14 protein-coding genes are annotated in these 14,317 nt (G+C 57.3%); 6 read left to right on the forward strand and 8 right to left on the reverse strand.

Annotation, left to right across the window (positions count from 1 at the left end; genetic code table 11):
- Nucleotides 1-88: 88 nt before the first annotated feature.
- The 4 genes from pdeM to QRN55_RS16835 all read right to left on the reverse strand — a co-directional run bounded on the left by pdeM (nt 89) and on the right by QRN55_RS16835 (nt 5,175).
- Nucleotides 89-817, reverse strand: a complete 729-nt coding sequence (gene pdeM / locus QRN55_RS16820; protein WP_284777845.1) for a ligase-associated DNA damage response endonuclease PdeM — start codon at nt 815-817, stop codon at nt 89-91.
- 38 nt (nt 818-855) lie between these two features.
- On the reverse strand, nt 856-3,375 hold the full coding sequence (locus QRN55_RS16825; RefSeq protein WP_284777571.1) for a ligase-associated DNA damage response DEXH box helicase: 2,520 nt from the start codon (nt 3,373-3,375) through the stop codon (nt 856-858).
- A 45-nt stretch (nt 3,376-3,420) separates the two neighbouring features.
- Entirely contained in the window at nt 3,421-4,032 is a 612-nt protein-coding gene (locus tag QRN55_RS16830; RefSeq protein WP_284777846.1) for a YitT family protein, read from the reverse strand.
- 198 nt (nt 4,033-4,230) lie between these two features.
- The gene (locus QRN55_RS16835) at nt 4,231-5,175 is read right to left on the reverse strand and encodes a class I SAM-dependent DNA methyltransferase (protein ID WP_284777572.1); all 945 of its coding nucleotides are present in this window, start codon (nt 5,173-5,175) and stop codon (nt 4,231-4,233) included.
- Between the two features lie 159 nt (nt 5,176-5,334).
- Here QRN55_RS16835 and QRN55_RS16840 point away from each other — a divergent pair, with 159 nt between their 5' ends.
- On the forward strand, nt 5,335-5,601 hold the full coding sequence (locus QRN55_RS16840; protein WP_045229877.1) for a DUF6460 domain-containing protein: 267 nt from the start codon (nt 5,335-5,337) through the stop codon (nt 5,599-5,601).
- Nucleotide 5,602: 1 nt separating this feature from the next.
- Nucleotides 5,603-6,100 (forward strand): CAP domain-containing protein, encoded by a 498-nt coding sequence (locus QRN55_RS16845; RefSeq protein ID WP_284777573.1) that lies wholly within the window; start codon nt 5,603-5,605, stop codon nt 6,098-6,100.
- Between the two features lie 158 nt (nt 6,101-6,258).
- Here QRN55_RS16845 and QRN55_RS16850 read toward each other — a convergent pair whose 3' ends face one another.
- The gene (locus tag QRN55_RS16850; protein WP_284777574.1) at nt 6,259-7,347 is read right to left on the reverse strand and encodes a quinone-dependent dihydroorotate dehydrogenase; all 1,089 of its coding nucleotides are present in this window, start codon (nt 7,345-7,347) and stop codon (nt 6,259-6,261) included.
- On the reverse strand, nt 7,347-7,712 hold the full coding sequence (locus QRN55_RS16855) for a DUF952 domain-containing protein (protein ID WP_284777575.1): 366 nt from the start codon (nt 7,710-7,712) through the stop codon (nt 7,347-7,349). Before QRN55_RS16855 ends, QRN55_RS16850 begins: the two co-directional genes overlap by 1 nt.
- A 236-nt stretch (nt 7,713-7,948) precedes the next feature.
- Here QRN55_RS16855 and QRN55_RS16860 point away from each other — a divergent pair, with 236 nt between their 5' ends.
- Both QRN55_RS16860 and QRN55_RS16865 read left to right on the forward strand, forming a co-directional pair.
- Complete coding sequence (locus QRN55_RS16860; RefSeq protein WP_233122506.1) at nt 7,949-8,599, forward strand: response regulator; 651 nt, start codon at nt 7,949-7,951, stop codon at nt 8,597-8,599.
- Nucleotides 8,600-8,713: 114 nt separating this feature from the next.
- Nucleotides 8,714-9,379 carry a S24 family peptidase gene (locus QRN55_RS16865; protein ID WP_284777576.1) on the forward strand — a complete coding sequence of 222 codons (666 nt, stop codon included), beginning with the start codon at nt 8,714-8,716 and terminating at the stop codon, nt 9,377-9,379.
- A 6-nt stretch (nt 9,380-9,385) separates the two neighbouring features.
- Here QRN55_RS16865 and QRN55_RS16870 read toward each other — a convergent pair whose 3' ends face one another.
- Nucleotides 9,386-10,264 (reverse strand): transporter substrate-binding domain-containing protein, encoded by an 879-nt coding sequence (locus QRN55_RS16870; RefSeq protein ID WP_284777578.1) that lies wholly within the window; start codon nt 10,262-10,264, stop codon nt 9,386-9,388.
- 97 nt (nt 10,265-10,361) lie between these two features.
- Here QRN55_RS16870 and QRN55_RS16875 point away from each other — a divergent pair, with 97 nt between their 5' ends.
- The gene (locus tag QRN55_RS16875) at nt 10,362-12,257 is read left to right on the forward strand and encodes a glycosyltransferase family 2 protein (protein WP_284777579.1); all 1,896 of its coding nucleotides are present in this window, start codon (nt 10,362-10,364) and stop codon (nt 12,255-12,257) included.
- Nucleotides 12,258-12,320: 63 nt separating this feature from the next.
- Here the strand turns inward: QRN55_RS16875 and QRN55_RS16880 are convergent, their stop codons facing one another.
- Nucleotides 12,321-12,644, reverse strand: coding sequence for a BA14K family protein (locus QRN55_RS16880; protein WP_284777580.1), 324 nt, complete (start codon nt 12,642-12,644; stop codon nt 12,321-12,323).
- A gap of 526 nt (nt 12,645-13,170) precedes the next feature.
- Here QRN55_RS16880 and QRN55_RS16885 point away from each other — a divergent pair.
- Nucleotides 13,171-14,172, forward strand: a complete 1,002-nt coding sequence (locus QRN55_RS16885) for a hypothetical protein (protein WP_284777581.1) — start codon at nt 13,171-13,173, stop codon at nt 14,170-14,172.
- Nucleotides 14,173-14,317 lie beyond the last annotated feature (145 nt).

The following is a 14,317-nucleotide window of genomic DNA, read 5'->3' on the forward strand; positions in this document are numbered from 1 at the left end:
TGCCGGACATCTCCCCCCTTGAGGGGGAGATGTCCGGCAGGACAGAGGGGGGTGAGCGGCGTACTCTGCGGCCAACCGCCCGCAATCCTTACCCCAGCAAATTCCCGAACCGCACCGAATAAATCCGGTCCCGCCCCAGCAGATGCGCAACCAGCGCCGAATGATCGAACAGGCCCTTCATTGCCTTGTGGCGCAGATCCAGGCCGCCGCTTAACACGCCGAAAGCCGGCATCAGCATGCGGGTTCCGTCAGTGGCAAAGCAGGGGCGGCGCACTGATTTGTCACGGCGGCGTACCGTGGCTGCGGGGTGGAGGTGGCCGGCGATTTCGCCTGAGGATGCGCCCGGTTTCGGTTCGTGCCGGAAAACGAGATTGCCGTAGAACATTTCATCGCTGGAAGATCCCGGCAAATCCACCGTACCATCGGGATCGTGATTGCCGTTGATCCAGATCCACTCGCGGCCCTTCGCCATCTCCTTGATGAGATCGCGCAAGGGCAATGGCAGGTGCTGCGAGCCGATGCGATCGTGGAAATTATCGCCGAGGCTGACGACGATCTTCGGGTCGTAGCGGGCGATCAGCGAGGACAGGATTTTGAGCGTGGCGATGGTGTCGTAGGGCGGCAGGAGACGCCCGCGCCGCGCGAAGGCCGCGCCTTTTTCCAGGTGGAGATCCGAGACGACCAGCAGCGACAGGTCCGGCAGGTACAGCCCGCCCAACGGATCGCACCAGCCGGCGACGCCGTTGATGGCGGTTTCCGAGCCGAGGCATTCGAAGCCGGTGGCAAATTTGTCGCTCAGGGCAAGTCGGCTCAGCACGTTTCGGTTTTGTCCTTCATTATTCGCGGGCGGATGCATCATGACATCGCATCCGCAATCAGCTCGTCGGCAGCTTCGGCCAGCACATCGTCCAAGGCTTGGCCCGGCACCGTTTCGCGCCCGATTTCCATCATGACCGGAACGGCCAGCGGCGAAACATGCTCCAGAGCGCAATGGGTGGTGTGGCCCTTGATTCGCCTTAGCATATCGCCAAGACGGCCAATGTCCAAAAGTCCGGCTGCGGCATCGCGACGCGTGGCCTCCAGCAGGATATGGTCCGGCTCATGGCTGCGAAGAACGTCATAAATAAGATCGGCAGAGACCGTGACCTGCCGCCCGGTCTTTTCCTTGCCGGGATGGCGGCGCTCGATGAGGCCGGAAATGATCGCACAATTGCGGAAGGTGCGCTTGAGCATGAAGGATTCGTCCAGCCATGCCTCGAGATCATCGCCCAGCATATCCTCGTCCAGCAGGTCCGGCAGCGACAGGCGGTCGGACTGCAGGCGTTTGCCGATATCTTCCAGCGCCCAGATGGCCAGCGAATAATCGGTGGCGACGAAGCCCATGGGCTTTGCCCCTGCCCGCTCCAGCCGCCGGGTCAGGAGCATGCCAAGTGTCTGGTGCGCCAAGCGCCCCTCGAACGGATACATGACCATGAAGAAGCGTTTGCGGAAGGGAAAGGTTTCGACCAGCAGCTCATCCCGTTTGGGGATGATGGATTTCTCCTTCTGGATCGCCAGCCAGTCGCGCACCTGATCCGGCAAGGCATGCCAGCGGGCGGGATCGGCCAGCATGGAGCGGACCTGATCTGCCAGATAGGTGGAGAGCGGAAACTTGCCGCCCGCATAGGACGGGATTTTCGGGTCCATGGAAAAGGCCTGACTGACGAGGCATTCGCTTTCGCGGATACCTTCGAAGCGCAGCACCTTGCCCGCGAAGAGAAACGTATCGCCCTGCACCAGCTGCTCGAGGAAATGCTCCTCGACCTTGCCGAGCGTCATGCCGCCGCGCCCGATGGTGCCCTTCGCATTGCGTTTGACCATGCGGACATTGAGTTCCGCCGCCTCGACAATGGTGCCAAGGTTGAGGCGATATTGCATGGCAACCTGCGGGTTGGACACGCGCCACAGGCCATCCTTCGTCTGGCGGATGCGGGCGTAACGCTCATAGGTGCGCAGGGCATAGCCGCCGGTGGCGGTGAAATCGACGATGCGATCGAAGGTCTCGCGCGGCAGATCGGCGTATGGCGAGGCGGTGGTGACTTCGCGGTAGAGGTCATCGGCGTCGAAGGGTTCGGCGCAGGCCATGCCGAGCACATGCTGGGCGAGCACATCCAGCGCGCCCTCGGCAATGGGCGGCGTATCCTGCGCGCCGATGTAGTTGGCATCGAGTGCCGCGCGGCATTCCATGACCTCGAAGCGGTTGGCGGGCACGAGAATGGCCTTGGACGGTTCATCCATGCGGTGATTGGCGCGGCCGATGCGCTGGGCAAGGCGGCTGGCACCCTTGGGCGCGCCGACATGCACGACGAGATCGACATCGCCCCAGTCTATCCCGAGATCGAGCGTGGAGGTGGCGACGACGGCGCGCAGCTTGTTATCCGCCATCGCCGCTTCCACCTTGCGGCGCTGACCCGCATCCAGCGAGCCGTGGTGCAGCGCAATCGGCAGATTGTCGTCGTTGATGGTCCAGAGTTCCTGAAAGATGCGCTCGGCCTGCGAGCGGGTGTTGACGAAGATCAGCGTCGTCTTGTGCGCTTTCAAGGCCGGATAGAGATCCTGCATCGCATAGCGGGCCGAATGGCCGGACCAGGGGATGCGCTCTTCCGTGCCGAGAATGGCGATGTCAGGCTTTGCACCGCCATCCACAGTGATGAGACCGGCGGTGGGTTCGCCCTCTGTCTGCGGGCTGAGATAGCGTTGCAAATCCATCGGGTCTGCCACCGTCGCAGAAAGACCGATGGTGCGCATGGCGGGCGCATGTTTGCGGATGCGGGCAATGGCCAGCGAAAGGAGATGGCCACGCTTGGAGGTGACGAGCGAATGCAGCTCATCCAGCACCACATATTTCAAGTCCTTGAAGAAGCGTTCCGCTTCCTTGTTGGCAAGCAGCAGCGAGACCTGTTCCGGCGTCGTCAGCAGAATGTCCGGGGGTTTCAGCTTCTGGCGCTGGCGTTTGGACTGCGGCGTATCGCCGGTGCGGGTTTCCACCGAAATGGGTAGGCCCATTTCCGACACCGGCTTCATCAGGTTGCGCTCGATATCGACGGCCAAGGCTTTGAGCGGCGAGATGTAGAGCGTGTGGACGCCGACGAAGGCCGAGCCTGGCGGTACCTTGCCCCGCTCTGCCAGATCGGTGAGCGATGCCATGAAGCCGCCGAGCGTCTTGCCCGCACCGGTGGGCGCAATCAGCAGCATGTTTTCGCCGGACCGCGCACGGGCGGATAATTCCAGCTGATGGGCGCGCGGGCTCCAGCCTTTTTCGCCGAACCATTTCTGGAAGGATAAAGGCAAGGTGCCGACGTCTACGCCGGAGATGGGAGGCTCTGTGTGTTTCACTGCCCTAAAGTAGTGAAACCTGGGCGAAAAAGAAGGCCTTAGAGATCAGCGCACGACGATATAGCGATCGGACCGATGATTGATGGCGAGGAAGAGATTGAGCACGAAGGCACCGACGATGGAGTAGAGCACCGTTTCGGGGTTGATGACGGCAAAGGCCGCAATCATGACGCAGATATCGAAGGCAAGCTGGATGAGACCGGCGCGGATGCCGAAACGATCCTGAATGTAGATGGCGAGAATGCCGATGCCGCCGAGGCTGGCGCGGTGGCGATAGAGCGCCAGAAGGCCGTAACCCAAGAGCAGACCGCCGAGCAGTGCTGCCCACAGCGGATTGATGCTTTCCACCACCATCCAGCGGCTTTCCAGTTCCGTCAGCACCGACACGAGGCCGATGGCGATGAAGGTTTTGAGCGAAAAGGCAAGGCCCAAGCGGCGGAAGGACAGGTAGTAGAAGGGAAGATTGACGAGAAAGAACAGCAGGCCGAAGCTGATGCCGAAGGCATAATGCAGAAGAAAGGCTACGCCCGCCGTGCCGCCGGTGAGCAGGCCGACCTTGGCGAGAAGGTAGAAACCGAGCGCCGACACGATGCTTCCGGTGACGATGCCCTGAATGTCTTCCAGCGGCGCATGCTTGGCCGGATCGGCACTCCACATGCCATAAACGCTTCTCGTGAATGCCATGCGCGCTACCCCGAAATGAACGGTAATTATTTATGAGAGTACATCGCCGTATCGTCTTATCGACAGGCTCAACAGGCTCAACAGGCTCTATTTTGCAACGCAAAAGGCAGCGTTTCAATATCGATATGTAAGCAAGGCTGACCTATCGAGAAAAAGCAAGAAACGGAAAGATCAGGCGGCTTTTCTGGCAAGAAACAGAATGCCGGACAGTGGTTTTCCGGCGTCCTTGCGAATGGTGGTTTTGCGGGTGTCCAGCGTTTGCAGGCCGGATGCGTCCAACAAAGCGCGGACGTAGGCTTCCGAATGGGCATATCGCAGGGATGGCTGGAGGACGAAGCCCTCTTCGCTTCCTGCATCTTCCACCGAAAAAGCGAAGGTTCCGCCGGGTGCCAGCAGCGCCAAGACCAGCGGCATGACGGTTTCCAGACTGCCAAGATACATCATCACATCGGCGGCTGCGACCAGATCTGCGCGGTGATGGGGAAGGTTATCGGCGAAGAGGCCGGATGTTTCTGCGGCAAGCGAAAGATCGGCTTGCGCCAGACGGTGGTAGATGCCCTTTTCTTCGGCCTTGGCCAGCATGTTGGTGGAAATGTCGAAGCCTTCGAGGCGTTGTGTCCAGTCGTGGATTTCGAGACCCAGCAGACCGGTGCCGCAGCCGATATCGACCGTGCAGGTGAATTGGTCGCCACCTGGTCTTGCGGTTTCGATCAACGCTGCCAGTTTCTGCGGGACGCTGTATTCGAGCTTTTCGACCAGCGAGGTTTCGAAACGGTCGGCGTAATCATCGAAGAGGCCTTCGACGTAGGCACTGGGCGGTTGTTCCGGCGTTTCGGCAGCGCCGAGTACGGCGAGTTTGAGGGGGGCTGCGAAGATACCCTCGGGGTCCAGGCGATCAACGGTTTCATAGGCGGCTATGGCCTTGTCCCTCTGCCCCGCTCTATCGCAATAGTCTCCCAACTGCACCCAACCGGCAGCCCATGTTGGGGTGAGTTCCAGCGCCTGCTCCATCAGTTCGGCAGCAGCGGCGTGATCTGCGCTTTCCGCCAGCATGCGGGCGTAATTTGCGCGCCGGTCTGCGATGGCATCGCCGGACGAAAACTGGTGTGGGGCCATGCACGCTTTCCTGAAAGAGATGGGCTGTCTTTCATCAGGCCATAAAAAAACTCAAGTCCTATTTCATGGCAGCGGCAAATATGGCGCTGATAATGCGCCAATGCTTGCATAGAGGCACCATGCTTTCTATGTCTTGGCTGAATTCAGGAGATTTTGCAGATGGCCGGTGAGGTGGATAAGGTGCTGGGTGACAGCGTAGCGCGCACGATCATAAAGTTGCTGGTCGTATCGCTGATCGTCGGCTTCGTCATGGCTGTCTTCGGCCTGACACCGTGGAACATCATCTATGGGGTCAGAAATTTTGTGCTCGACCTCTGGCACAGCGGCTTCCGCGCTCTGGGCAGCATCGGCGACTATCTGCTGGCGGGTGCCGTTATCGTCGTGCCTGTCTTCATCATCCTTCGCCTTTTGAGCTTCCGCCGCTGATATGACCCAACATTCCCTGCTTACCGTTTCCCGGCGCGGCTTCGTGCTGGTTTCCGCTGGTGCTGCACTGTCCGCCTGCGTTTCCACGCCCACCAACAAGGGCGTGGCCTCCGGCACGCGCGATGAGACAGCTGCGGCCTTGCCTATGGTCAACGAGCTTCGCCGCTCGAAGGGGTTACCCACGCTGTCCGCCAACAGCGCGGCGCAGCAGGCCGCCGCCTATCAGGCCAACCGCATGGTGAAAGCGCAGAAAATGGCGCATCTCATTGGCCTCACCGACAGTTTCCTCATTCGCATGAAGGACGGCGGCGTACCGTTGCCTGCCGCTGAAAATGTTGCGGCTGGGCAGGATACGGTCGAACGCGTGGTGAAGGCGTGGATTAGCTCTCCGCACCATTTGGAGAATATGCTGGGGAATTACGGGGGGCTGGGTGTGGCGGTTGCTTACGATGCGGCGGCGAAGAACCGGCCTTATTGGGCTATGGTGCTGTGTCGGTGACGGGTTGGGTTTAAAGGCCTCAAGTTTCACTCTGCCGTCACCCCGCACTTGATGCGGGGTCCAGTGCGATCAAGTCCTTGATCGCGAAAGACTCTTCCGCCACGCAGACGCGTGGCTGCTGGATGCCGGGTCAAGCCCGGCATGACGGTAGATAGCGCTTAAATCGTCCGTTCGGCCCAGCGGTCCACCGCGCTATCGCGCAACTCCCTGATATTCCCAACCCGCTCGCGCTCCACCAAGGTGGAAAGCCCCCGCACGATGCGGCCCGGTAGAGCAGGCCCCTCATAGACCATGCAGGAATAGAGCTGCACGAGATCGGCACCGGCGCGGACTTTTTCGAGCGCGGTTTCCACCGATGACACGCCACCGACCCCAATGATGGGGAGATCAGGGCCGACGCGTTTGCGCATTTTGGCAAGCACTGTGGTGGAGAGATCGAAGAGTGGTTTGCCGGACAGACCACCCGTTTCATGATTGTTGGGGCCGGGTCGAAGGCCATCGCGCGACAGCGTCGTGTTGGAGACGATGAGGCCGTCGAGATTATGCGCCAGCACTTCGGCGGCGATATCATCAAGCCCTTCCTCGGTCAGATCGGGTGCGATCTTGAGGAAGACTGGAAGCGGGCGATTGAGCTTTGCCGCCTCGATGTCGCGCTGCGCGAGGACTGCTTTCAACAGGGCAGACAGGCTGTCGCGTGCCTGCAAGTCCCGCAGGCCCGGCGTGTTGGGCGAGGAGATGTTGGCCGTGAAATAGGAAGCAACGGAGGCGAAGGTTTCGATGCCCTTCACGTAATCGGAAATGCGATCTTCGCTATCCTTGTTGGCGCCGATATTGACGCCGACGAGGCCGCGCAGACCAGCGGCGATGAGGCGGGCGAGTGCTGCTGCATGGCCTTCATTGTTGAAACCGAGGCGGTTGATGACGGCGTCGTTCTCCACGAGACGAAAGATGCGGGGTTTGGGATTGCCCGATTGCGGGCGTGGCGTGACAGTGCCGATTTCTGTGAAGCCGAAGCCGAGTTTCAGCAATGGGCCGGGCACTTCCGCGTTCTTATCGTAACCCGCTGCCATGCCGAGTGGGTTGGGGAAGACAAGGCCAGCGACCGTCTGTTGCAGGCGCGGATCATGCGGCACCATGCAGGTGGGGATGAAGCCGGAGCGCAGGGCGGTGATCGACATGCCGTGGGCCACTTCCGGGTCTATCAGAAACAGGCCGCGCCGACCGATCGAGGAAAAAATTCCGCTCATCATGCAATCTCCGGAAACTGGTGGGCGCCTTCATCATCAAGTGTCAGCGGTGTTTCCCAAAGGACCGCGTTCAAGGGCAGGGGCGCGTAAAGATGGGGGAACTGATCTCCACCGCGTGAGGTTTCGAACACCAGCTTGTCACCCAGCGCGCCACCATCGACGGCGACCAGTAGAAGATCGTCCTGACCGGCGAAGTGTTTGAGCGCAGTTTCCTTGACCTGGGCTGCAGTGGAGAAATGGATATAACCATCCTTGAGGTCTATGGCTGCGCCGTTGAAAACACCCGCTTCCTTCGCATCCCGCCAAAGGTCTGTTGGTACGATCTTGTAAATGACCTGATTGATAATCGGGGGCGTTTCACTCATGCGGCGTCTCCTTCATATGCGGGCGGTTTGCCGCAAATGCGGGTCCTTGTCCATCGCTTCACACAGAATTTTGCGTGTAGATGGCACCTGAGGGGTGCTGCATACAATCTAAGGCTTGTGTTGCAGCCGCATTTCACGCAATTCTTGATTTAGATTTGGATTGCGGTCGCTTGACGGCCAACTGTTCTGCGCCAAATATGGGACGCACATGAAATGCCTTTGGGAGGGGGCGCTGCATGTCACAACTCACCATTATCATTGCAGATGATCATCCCCTGTTTCGCGGCGCGCTTCGCCAGGCGGTGACGGGGCTGGAAGGCGACAACGCCATCATCGAAGCGGGCGATTTCGAAGCGGCGAAGGCCGCCGCAGGGCAGCAGCCCGATGCCGATCTGATGCTGCTGGACCTCGCCATGCCAGGCGTCAGCGGGTTTTCGGGGTTGATGGCGCTGCGGGCGGAGTTTTTCAGCCTGCCCATCGTCATCGTCTCGGCCACCGACGACCCTGCCACCATGCGCCGTGCCATCGAGCTTGGCGCGTCCGGCTTCATTTCCAAATCCTCGGGCATCGAAGACATGCGCGCCGGTATTCGTGCCGTGCTGGAGGGCGACGTCTGGATACCCGCATCCTGTCAGTCAGGCCACGAGCAGGACCCTGACATGGCCGACCTCATACACCGCTTGCGCACGCTGACGCCGCAGCAAAGCAGGGTTCTGGGCATGCTGGGCGAAGGGTTGCTGAACAAGCAGATCGCCTATGAACTCGGCGTTTCCGAAGCCACGATCAAGGCGCATGTCTCTGCCATTCTGCTGAAACTGAAGGTGGACAGCCGCACGCAGGCCGTGATCCAGCTTTCCAAGATCAATATGTCGACACTGGTGGCCTGATCATTGAGGATTTTATTCCTTTTACGACTTTACTCTTCGAGCGTCTTTGGTTAAATTTCGCCAGATACTGAAGCGAGCCGCGTGACGACGCCGCTCCATCCGGACCGTTGAACCATGCTGTCACACGATAATATCTGGAGTGCGATCGATACGCTTGCGGACCGTAACCAGTTGACCCCTTCCGGGCTGGCGCGGAAAGCAGGGCTGGACCCGACTTCGTTCAACAAATCCAAGCGGCTGGGGCCGGATGGACGCCAGCGCTGGCCTTCCACGGAGTCCGTGTCCAAGGTGCTGGAGGCGACCGGGGCCACTGTCGATCAGTTTTTTGGCTATGTGTTGAACCATGCGGACAGAAACACGCTGCCCGAAAGCAATTTTCCACTGCAGACGGGCGCCATTCCGCTGCTGGGCTTTGCGCAGGCCGGTTCCGGTGGTTTCTTCGATGATGGTGGTTTTCCCGCAGGCCAAGGCTGGGATGTCGTGGATTTCCCCGCCTCCCCCGCCAATAAGGTTGGCGTTTATGCACTGGAAGTACAAGGCGAAAGCATGATGCCGCTTTACCGCGACGGCGATGTGCTGATCGTGGAGCCGGGCGCGCAGGTGCGTCGGGGCGACCGTGTGGTTGTCAAAAGCCGGGATGGCGAAGTCATGGCAAAGGTGCTGGCCCGCCAGACCGCCAAAACAATCGAGCTTTTTTCGCTCAATCCAGAACATCCCAATCGCAGCTTCGATCTGGCGGATGTGGAGTGGATGGCGCGCATCATCTGGGCGAGCCAGTAGGTTGCGTCAAAACATTCCGTAAGGGAAATACCTACGATAGATTTCTTCCAGACGGCCGTTGCGCGAAAGCGCAGCCAACGCCTGATCGAAGGCGGGAACGAGTTTGTTTTCAGGATCGACCGTCATGATGGACAGCCCCTCGCCCAGGAACCGGTCAGACATATAGGGGCCGTCGAACATTACGCAGCAGCCATTCGATGCCGTGCCCGCAACCCAGAACGGCAGGCGCAGGCCATCGGCAAAGACGGCGTCGATCTTGCCGGATTTCAGTGCCTCATACATCGGCTCGTAACCATCGAATCCATTGACCAGAACCGCCGGGAAAAATGCCTTGAGCATGGCTTCGTGGCGGGAGTTGGTGACAACGCCGACCTTTTTGCCAGAGAGCGCAGTGGCTGATTGCCCCTCGAGTTTCATCGCCTTATTCACCGCAAAACGGGCAGGCAGAAGCGTATAGGGACGCGTGAAACTGAAACTTTTGCGCAGATCAGCGCTAGACGCGATGCCGGACATGACAGCCTCGCCCTCGCCCATTTCGACAGCCGCCTCAAGCTCATCGAACGGCAAAGCCTGAACCTGGCATTTGTTTTCGATCTTCAATTGCGCGCAGATTTCACGGGCGAGATCGACATGGAAGCCGACCAGACGGCCATCCTGATCGGTGAAGTTGAAGGGCGGAAAATCCACCGACATCAGGAAACGAACGCGCGGAATGGTAGAGAGGTCGGCACCCGGCAGACGCTCCTGCGTATCGAACAACACCGGAAGGCGTCCATTTTCCACCAGCCCGTCTGCAACGGCAGAATGCGTGCCAATAAACAACGACGCGGTGATGGCGGAAACCAAAATCCCCGTAATTTTCAAGGTTGCAACCAAAGAGCGCATGCATATGATCCGGCTGGGGAATTAGGGGCTCCACCTCAACGGTGGCGGGTAGCGTATGTTGTGTTTTGACGAGTATACACAAGAATCGCAAAAAGCGATGCTTGTGAAGGGTGAAATTGTCGCACTCGACAGGCTCGAGGACGACCTCCTTCCGTTTCTGGACGGGCCGTCGCAAGACAGCGACGCGGCTACATTTCTCAAAGCACTGGGGTTGGGCAAGCCCTACATAGAAGACTTTACCGCTCGCGCCCTTCGCAACGGTTCCACCTTCGAGGCGGAGCTGTTGCAGAGCGGAACGGTGACAGAAGACGCCTATTTCGGTGCTTTTGCGCGCTTTTTGCGTCTGCCGTTTCTGGCAGAGCTGGACAGTGGTCTGGTGGTGGACACGCCTTCGCTGGACGTGCAGCTTCTGGACACGCGGATGGTACGCCTGTCTCCCAAAGACGCAGCGCCTTACATCGCGATGGTGCCGGACGTGGGCAGCATCGAACGGCTAAAACAGGCGCTGGAGACGTCACCCGATTTCGGCAAGAACATCGTCGTGACGACACCAACGGCGCTGCGAAAAGCCGTTTGGGAGGTCGGCGCAGATCGGCGTACACGCCAGACGGTGAATTCCCTGTTCGATGCCAAACCCCATTATTCGGCACGGATCACGCTGCACGGAAAACAGGGATTTCTGCTGGGTGTCGGCGCAACGTTGCTGGCGTGCCTGATCCTGATTTCGCCTGATATGACCCTTCAACTACTGCATATTCTGACAGCGGCGCTTTATATGGCAGCCATTCTGTTCCGGCTGGTGCCATTGCGCACGAAGCCCGACCGACGAACGTTGAAGCTGGTGGAGCAATCGCCAGACGAACCCCTGCCCGTCTATACGATACTGGTGGCGCTCTACCGCGAGGAAGCTGTGGTCGAGCAACTGATCACGGCGCTGAACCGGCTGGACTGGCCAAAATCCAGGCTCGATATCAAGCTGGTCTGCGAGGCGGACGATGCCTCGACCATCGCGGCGATAGAGCGCTTGCGTCCCGGTCCACAATTCGAAATCGTGACCGTCCCTCCCTCATTGCCACGGACCAAGCCGAAGGCTCTGAACTACGCTCTTGCCGGAGCACGGGGCGAATTCATCGCCATCTACGATGCCGAAGACCGCCCGCACCCCAAGCAATTGCGCGAAGCCTATGCGCGTTTTCGCGATGGATGCGACAAGCTGGCCTGCCTGCAGGCGCCGCTGATTATCAGCAACGCGCATGTCTCGTGGATGACCTCATCCTTCTCGCTGGAATATTCCGCCCTGTTCAGGCGCATGCTGCCAATGCTGGCGCGTATGAAAATGCCGCTGCCACTGGGTGGCACGTCCAACCATTTTCGCGCATCGATCCTCCGTCAGGTCGGTGCATGGGACCCTTACAACGTCACCGAGGATGCCGATCTGGGCATGCGGCTCTACCGGCTTGGCTATTACTCCGATGTCATCAGCTACCAGACGCTGGAGGATGCGCCGACCGATCTCTCGGTTTGGCTGGCGCAGCGCAGCCGCTGGTTCAAGGGTTGGCTTCAAAGTTGGCTGGTGATGATGCGATCGCCACTTAACGTGGGCAAGGAGATGGGGTGGAAAGCCTATGCGGTGTTCCACCTCTTGATCGGCGGTATGCTGCTCTCGTCGCTGACACATCCGATTTTCATCATCTACCTTTTGATGGTCAGCAAGACTCTTCTTCTGGAGGGGCCAAGCGCGCTATCTCACGCCGAGCTGGCGCTGGCGGGTGTCGATCTGCTCAACATGGCGGCAAGTTACGCGATTTTTCTGCTGATGGGCACGCGTGCAATGATCGCCCACGAGCGGGGCATGGTAGGAAGACGATGGATTGCGACGCCGGTTTATTGGCTTCTGCTTTCGGTGGCAGCATGGAGAGCTGTCTATGAACTACGATATAAGCCATTCGTCTGGAACAAGACGCCGCACAAGCCGACCGCCAAGAATAACTAAGTAAATTTCTAATTAAAATATAGTTTTTTAAAAGTATAAATGGAAACGCAATTTTCGTTTCACTCAGTATGGTGAGCGGCACTCCGTGCGCGAACCCTGCTTGGTCTGATAGCTGTTATCAGTTGCGTGGTAAGATGTGTATGTCTTCGCACACCACGTAACATGCTTGATTTCCTGGGCAGACAGAGACAAACCGCTGGAATTGGCGCTCTGCGCAACACCGCCTGTAAAGGCAACGGGCGCGTTGCCATAGTCGGAACCTTGTGCTTCTGCTTGGCCTTCATAGGCAGGAGAGATGATGCTGAGGGCGTGAGCAGGTATTGTAGTAACTGTCGAGAAACCAATGCTCACTGCAACGACAGAAACGAGTTTTACCAGAATAGACATCGGTAATTCCTTTTTTCTATTTGGAATACCAACGTCAGGCCTACGCCTTTTGTTCCGGAAAAGTGAGAAAAGTTAAAATTTCGTATTGACACGCAAAAAATCGAGGTGCGACGCGTAGTGAATTTCCTCAATATATCATCGCAATATGCTGCGCTTCGTCCTGCTAAAGCGATGATAACCCAGTGCTTAGCAACGTAGGTAAACTCATTGGAAAGGTCGGTGAAGCGAAAAGCTCTTCAGAAACGGGGTTACTAGATCGATATGCTCGACGACCCCTCAAGGAAAAGCCGGAAAAATCATGCGCGGGAAGGCACCCAGCGCCTTGTAGAAAGCGACTTTCCCTTCGTTAGAAATCAGCCGCAGAAAACACCAGACCTTTGATCAAACGGCGGCGGTAAACCAGATGGACAGCGATTGAGAAAGGTCAAATTCAGAATTTCGTAATGCATACCAATCCGGAAATGGGGTCCATCAGGGACTATTATCGCAAACTTGAAAGACTTAATCCAAATCGCTCCGATGGAGTTTGGGTAAGAGATTTGAAACAAGTTATAATAGTAGACCGAAGAACGGGCCAACCACCGTTCTGGCACCGGCAATCACGTTTATAGAGGATGCAATTTTGAGGAGGCTGGACATAGATAAGGGACATGTAGGTATTTTTCCTCTTGCCAAGAAAGCTATTTTTGATGTTTGTCAACATGTTCAGTCAGATGACCTCAAAGCAGAAATATATCCCGATACGTCAGATCAATTAGTTCGGTTTTACTTCATTGGTAAAAGCTTTTGCGAATTCATCGACTGTGACCTGTTTAGTAAACCGTTTTTCCAAAAGTCCATGATAGAAAGCTACAGTGAAAAATTCACTGAACGTTTAAGGTCGTTGACACTTGAGTATCCTTGGGGCGAAGTTTTCATCACTGCTGAAGCATGGACCGGTCCAAGTACTAGCGAAGAAAACTTTGCATTTTCCACCCTGATATCGACCGATAATCCACCGTCTAAAGCGTCACTCGCATACTTTGTGCAAATGTCGCTCGACCAGCACGGGATGTCAGGGTTTTGGGAGGACAAGCAATGCGACCGCGTGCCCGAAGCATTTCTGGGGAGAACACCACTAGCAGACCTTGTCGAGCTCGCAGCAGCAAATCCTTCAATCTTATTCGCATCGGAAGGACGCAACACATTTCTGAAGCCAAGCAACCACATCAAGGGATTGGATGAAATATCACGCAATGTCTTTCTTTCATCTTCTGATTATTATAAAAATAATCAAGACTTAGTTCCTCAATCCGCCCTGTATTTGTGTAAATATTCGCAATACGTTGATAGAGTTTTGGAGATGCGCGACAACATAGATGCAGATTTCGAATTCTCTCTTCCATACCTCTTGGAATTTATGCCATTGATTGGCAACGATTTCTTTCGCTCACCAGTTCGAATTGATGATTTTAGTCTATACGCACTGGAAGGTTCCATTCAGATGCCAGAACCACTCGCGACGCCTGGAAGCTGGAAATATACTTGAATTTGGGATAAACGCTTCGTGGCTGAAGTTTTTACATTTTTCAGTTTTGCCTCGGCCGAATATAGCCCTTTGGAATAGGCAATCACCCTTGACGATGGCTTCGGCACAACGCGCGCCGATATCAATTGGCGCGTTACGCAAAATC

The organism is Agrobacterium sp. lyk4-40-TYG-31 (assembly GCF_030209855.1).
In the GTDB taxonomy this organism is placed as follows: domain Bacteria; phylum Pseudomonadota; class Alphaproteobacteria; order Rhizobiales; family Rhizobiaceae; genus Agrobacterium; species Agrobacterium vaccinii.

Excerpts from the sequence above, each read along its gene's own strand:
- QRN55_RS16870 (WP_284777578.1), bottom strand. The coding sequence starts at position 10,264 with ATGCGCTCTTTGGTTGCAACCTTGAAAATTACGGGGATTTTGGTTTCC.
- QRN55_RS16860 (WP_233122506.1), top strand. The coding sequence starts at position 7,949 with ATGTCACAACTCACCATTATCATTGCAGATGATCATCCCCTGTTTCGC.
- QRN55_RS16855 (WP_284777575.1), bottom strand. The coding sequence starts at position 7,712 with ATGAGTGAAACGCCCCCGATTATCAATCAGGTCATTTACAAGATCGTA.
- QRN55_RS16850 (WP_284777574.1), bottom strand. The coding sequence starts at position 7,347 with ATGAGCGGAATTTTTTCCTCGATCGGTCGGCGCGGCCTGTTTCTGATA.
- QRN55_RS16835 (WP_284777572.1), bottom strand. The coding sequence starts at position 5,175 with ATGGCCCCACACCAGTTTTCGTCCGGCGATGCCATCGCAGACCGGCGC.
- QRN55_RS16830 (WP_284777846.1), bottom strand. The coding sequence starts at position 4,032 with ATGTGGAGTGCCGATCCGGCCAAGCATGCGCCGCTGGAAGACATTCAG.
- QRN55_RS16845 (WP_284777573.1), top strand. The coding sequence starts at position 5,603 with ATGACCCAACATTCCCTGCTTACCGTTTCCCGGCGCGGCTTCGTGCTG.
- QRN55_RS16880 (WP_284777580.1), bottom strand. The coding sequence starts at position 12,644 with ATGTCTATTCTGGTAAAACTCGTTTCTGTCGTTGCAGTGAGCATTGGT.
- QRN55_RS16875 (WP_284777579.1), top strand. The coding sequence starts at position 10,362 with ATGCTTGTGAAGGGTGAAATTGTCGCACTCGACAGGCTCGAGGACGAC.
- QRN55_RS16840 (WP_045229877.1), top strand. The coding sequence starts at position 5,335 with ATGGCCGGTGAGGTGGATAAGGTGCTGGGTGACAGCGTAGCGCGCACG.
- QRN55_RS16865 (WP_284777576.1), top strand. The coding sequence starts at position 8,714 with ATGCTGTCACACGATAATATCTGGAGTGCGATCGATACGCTTGCGGAC.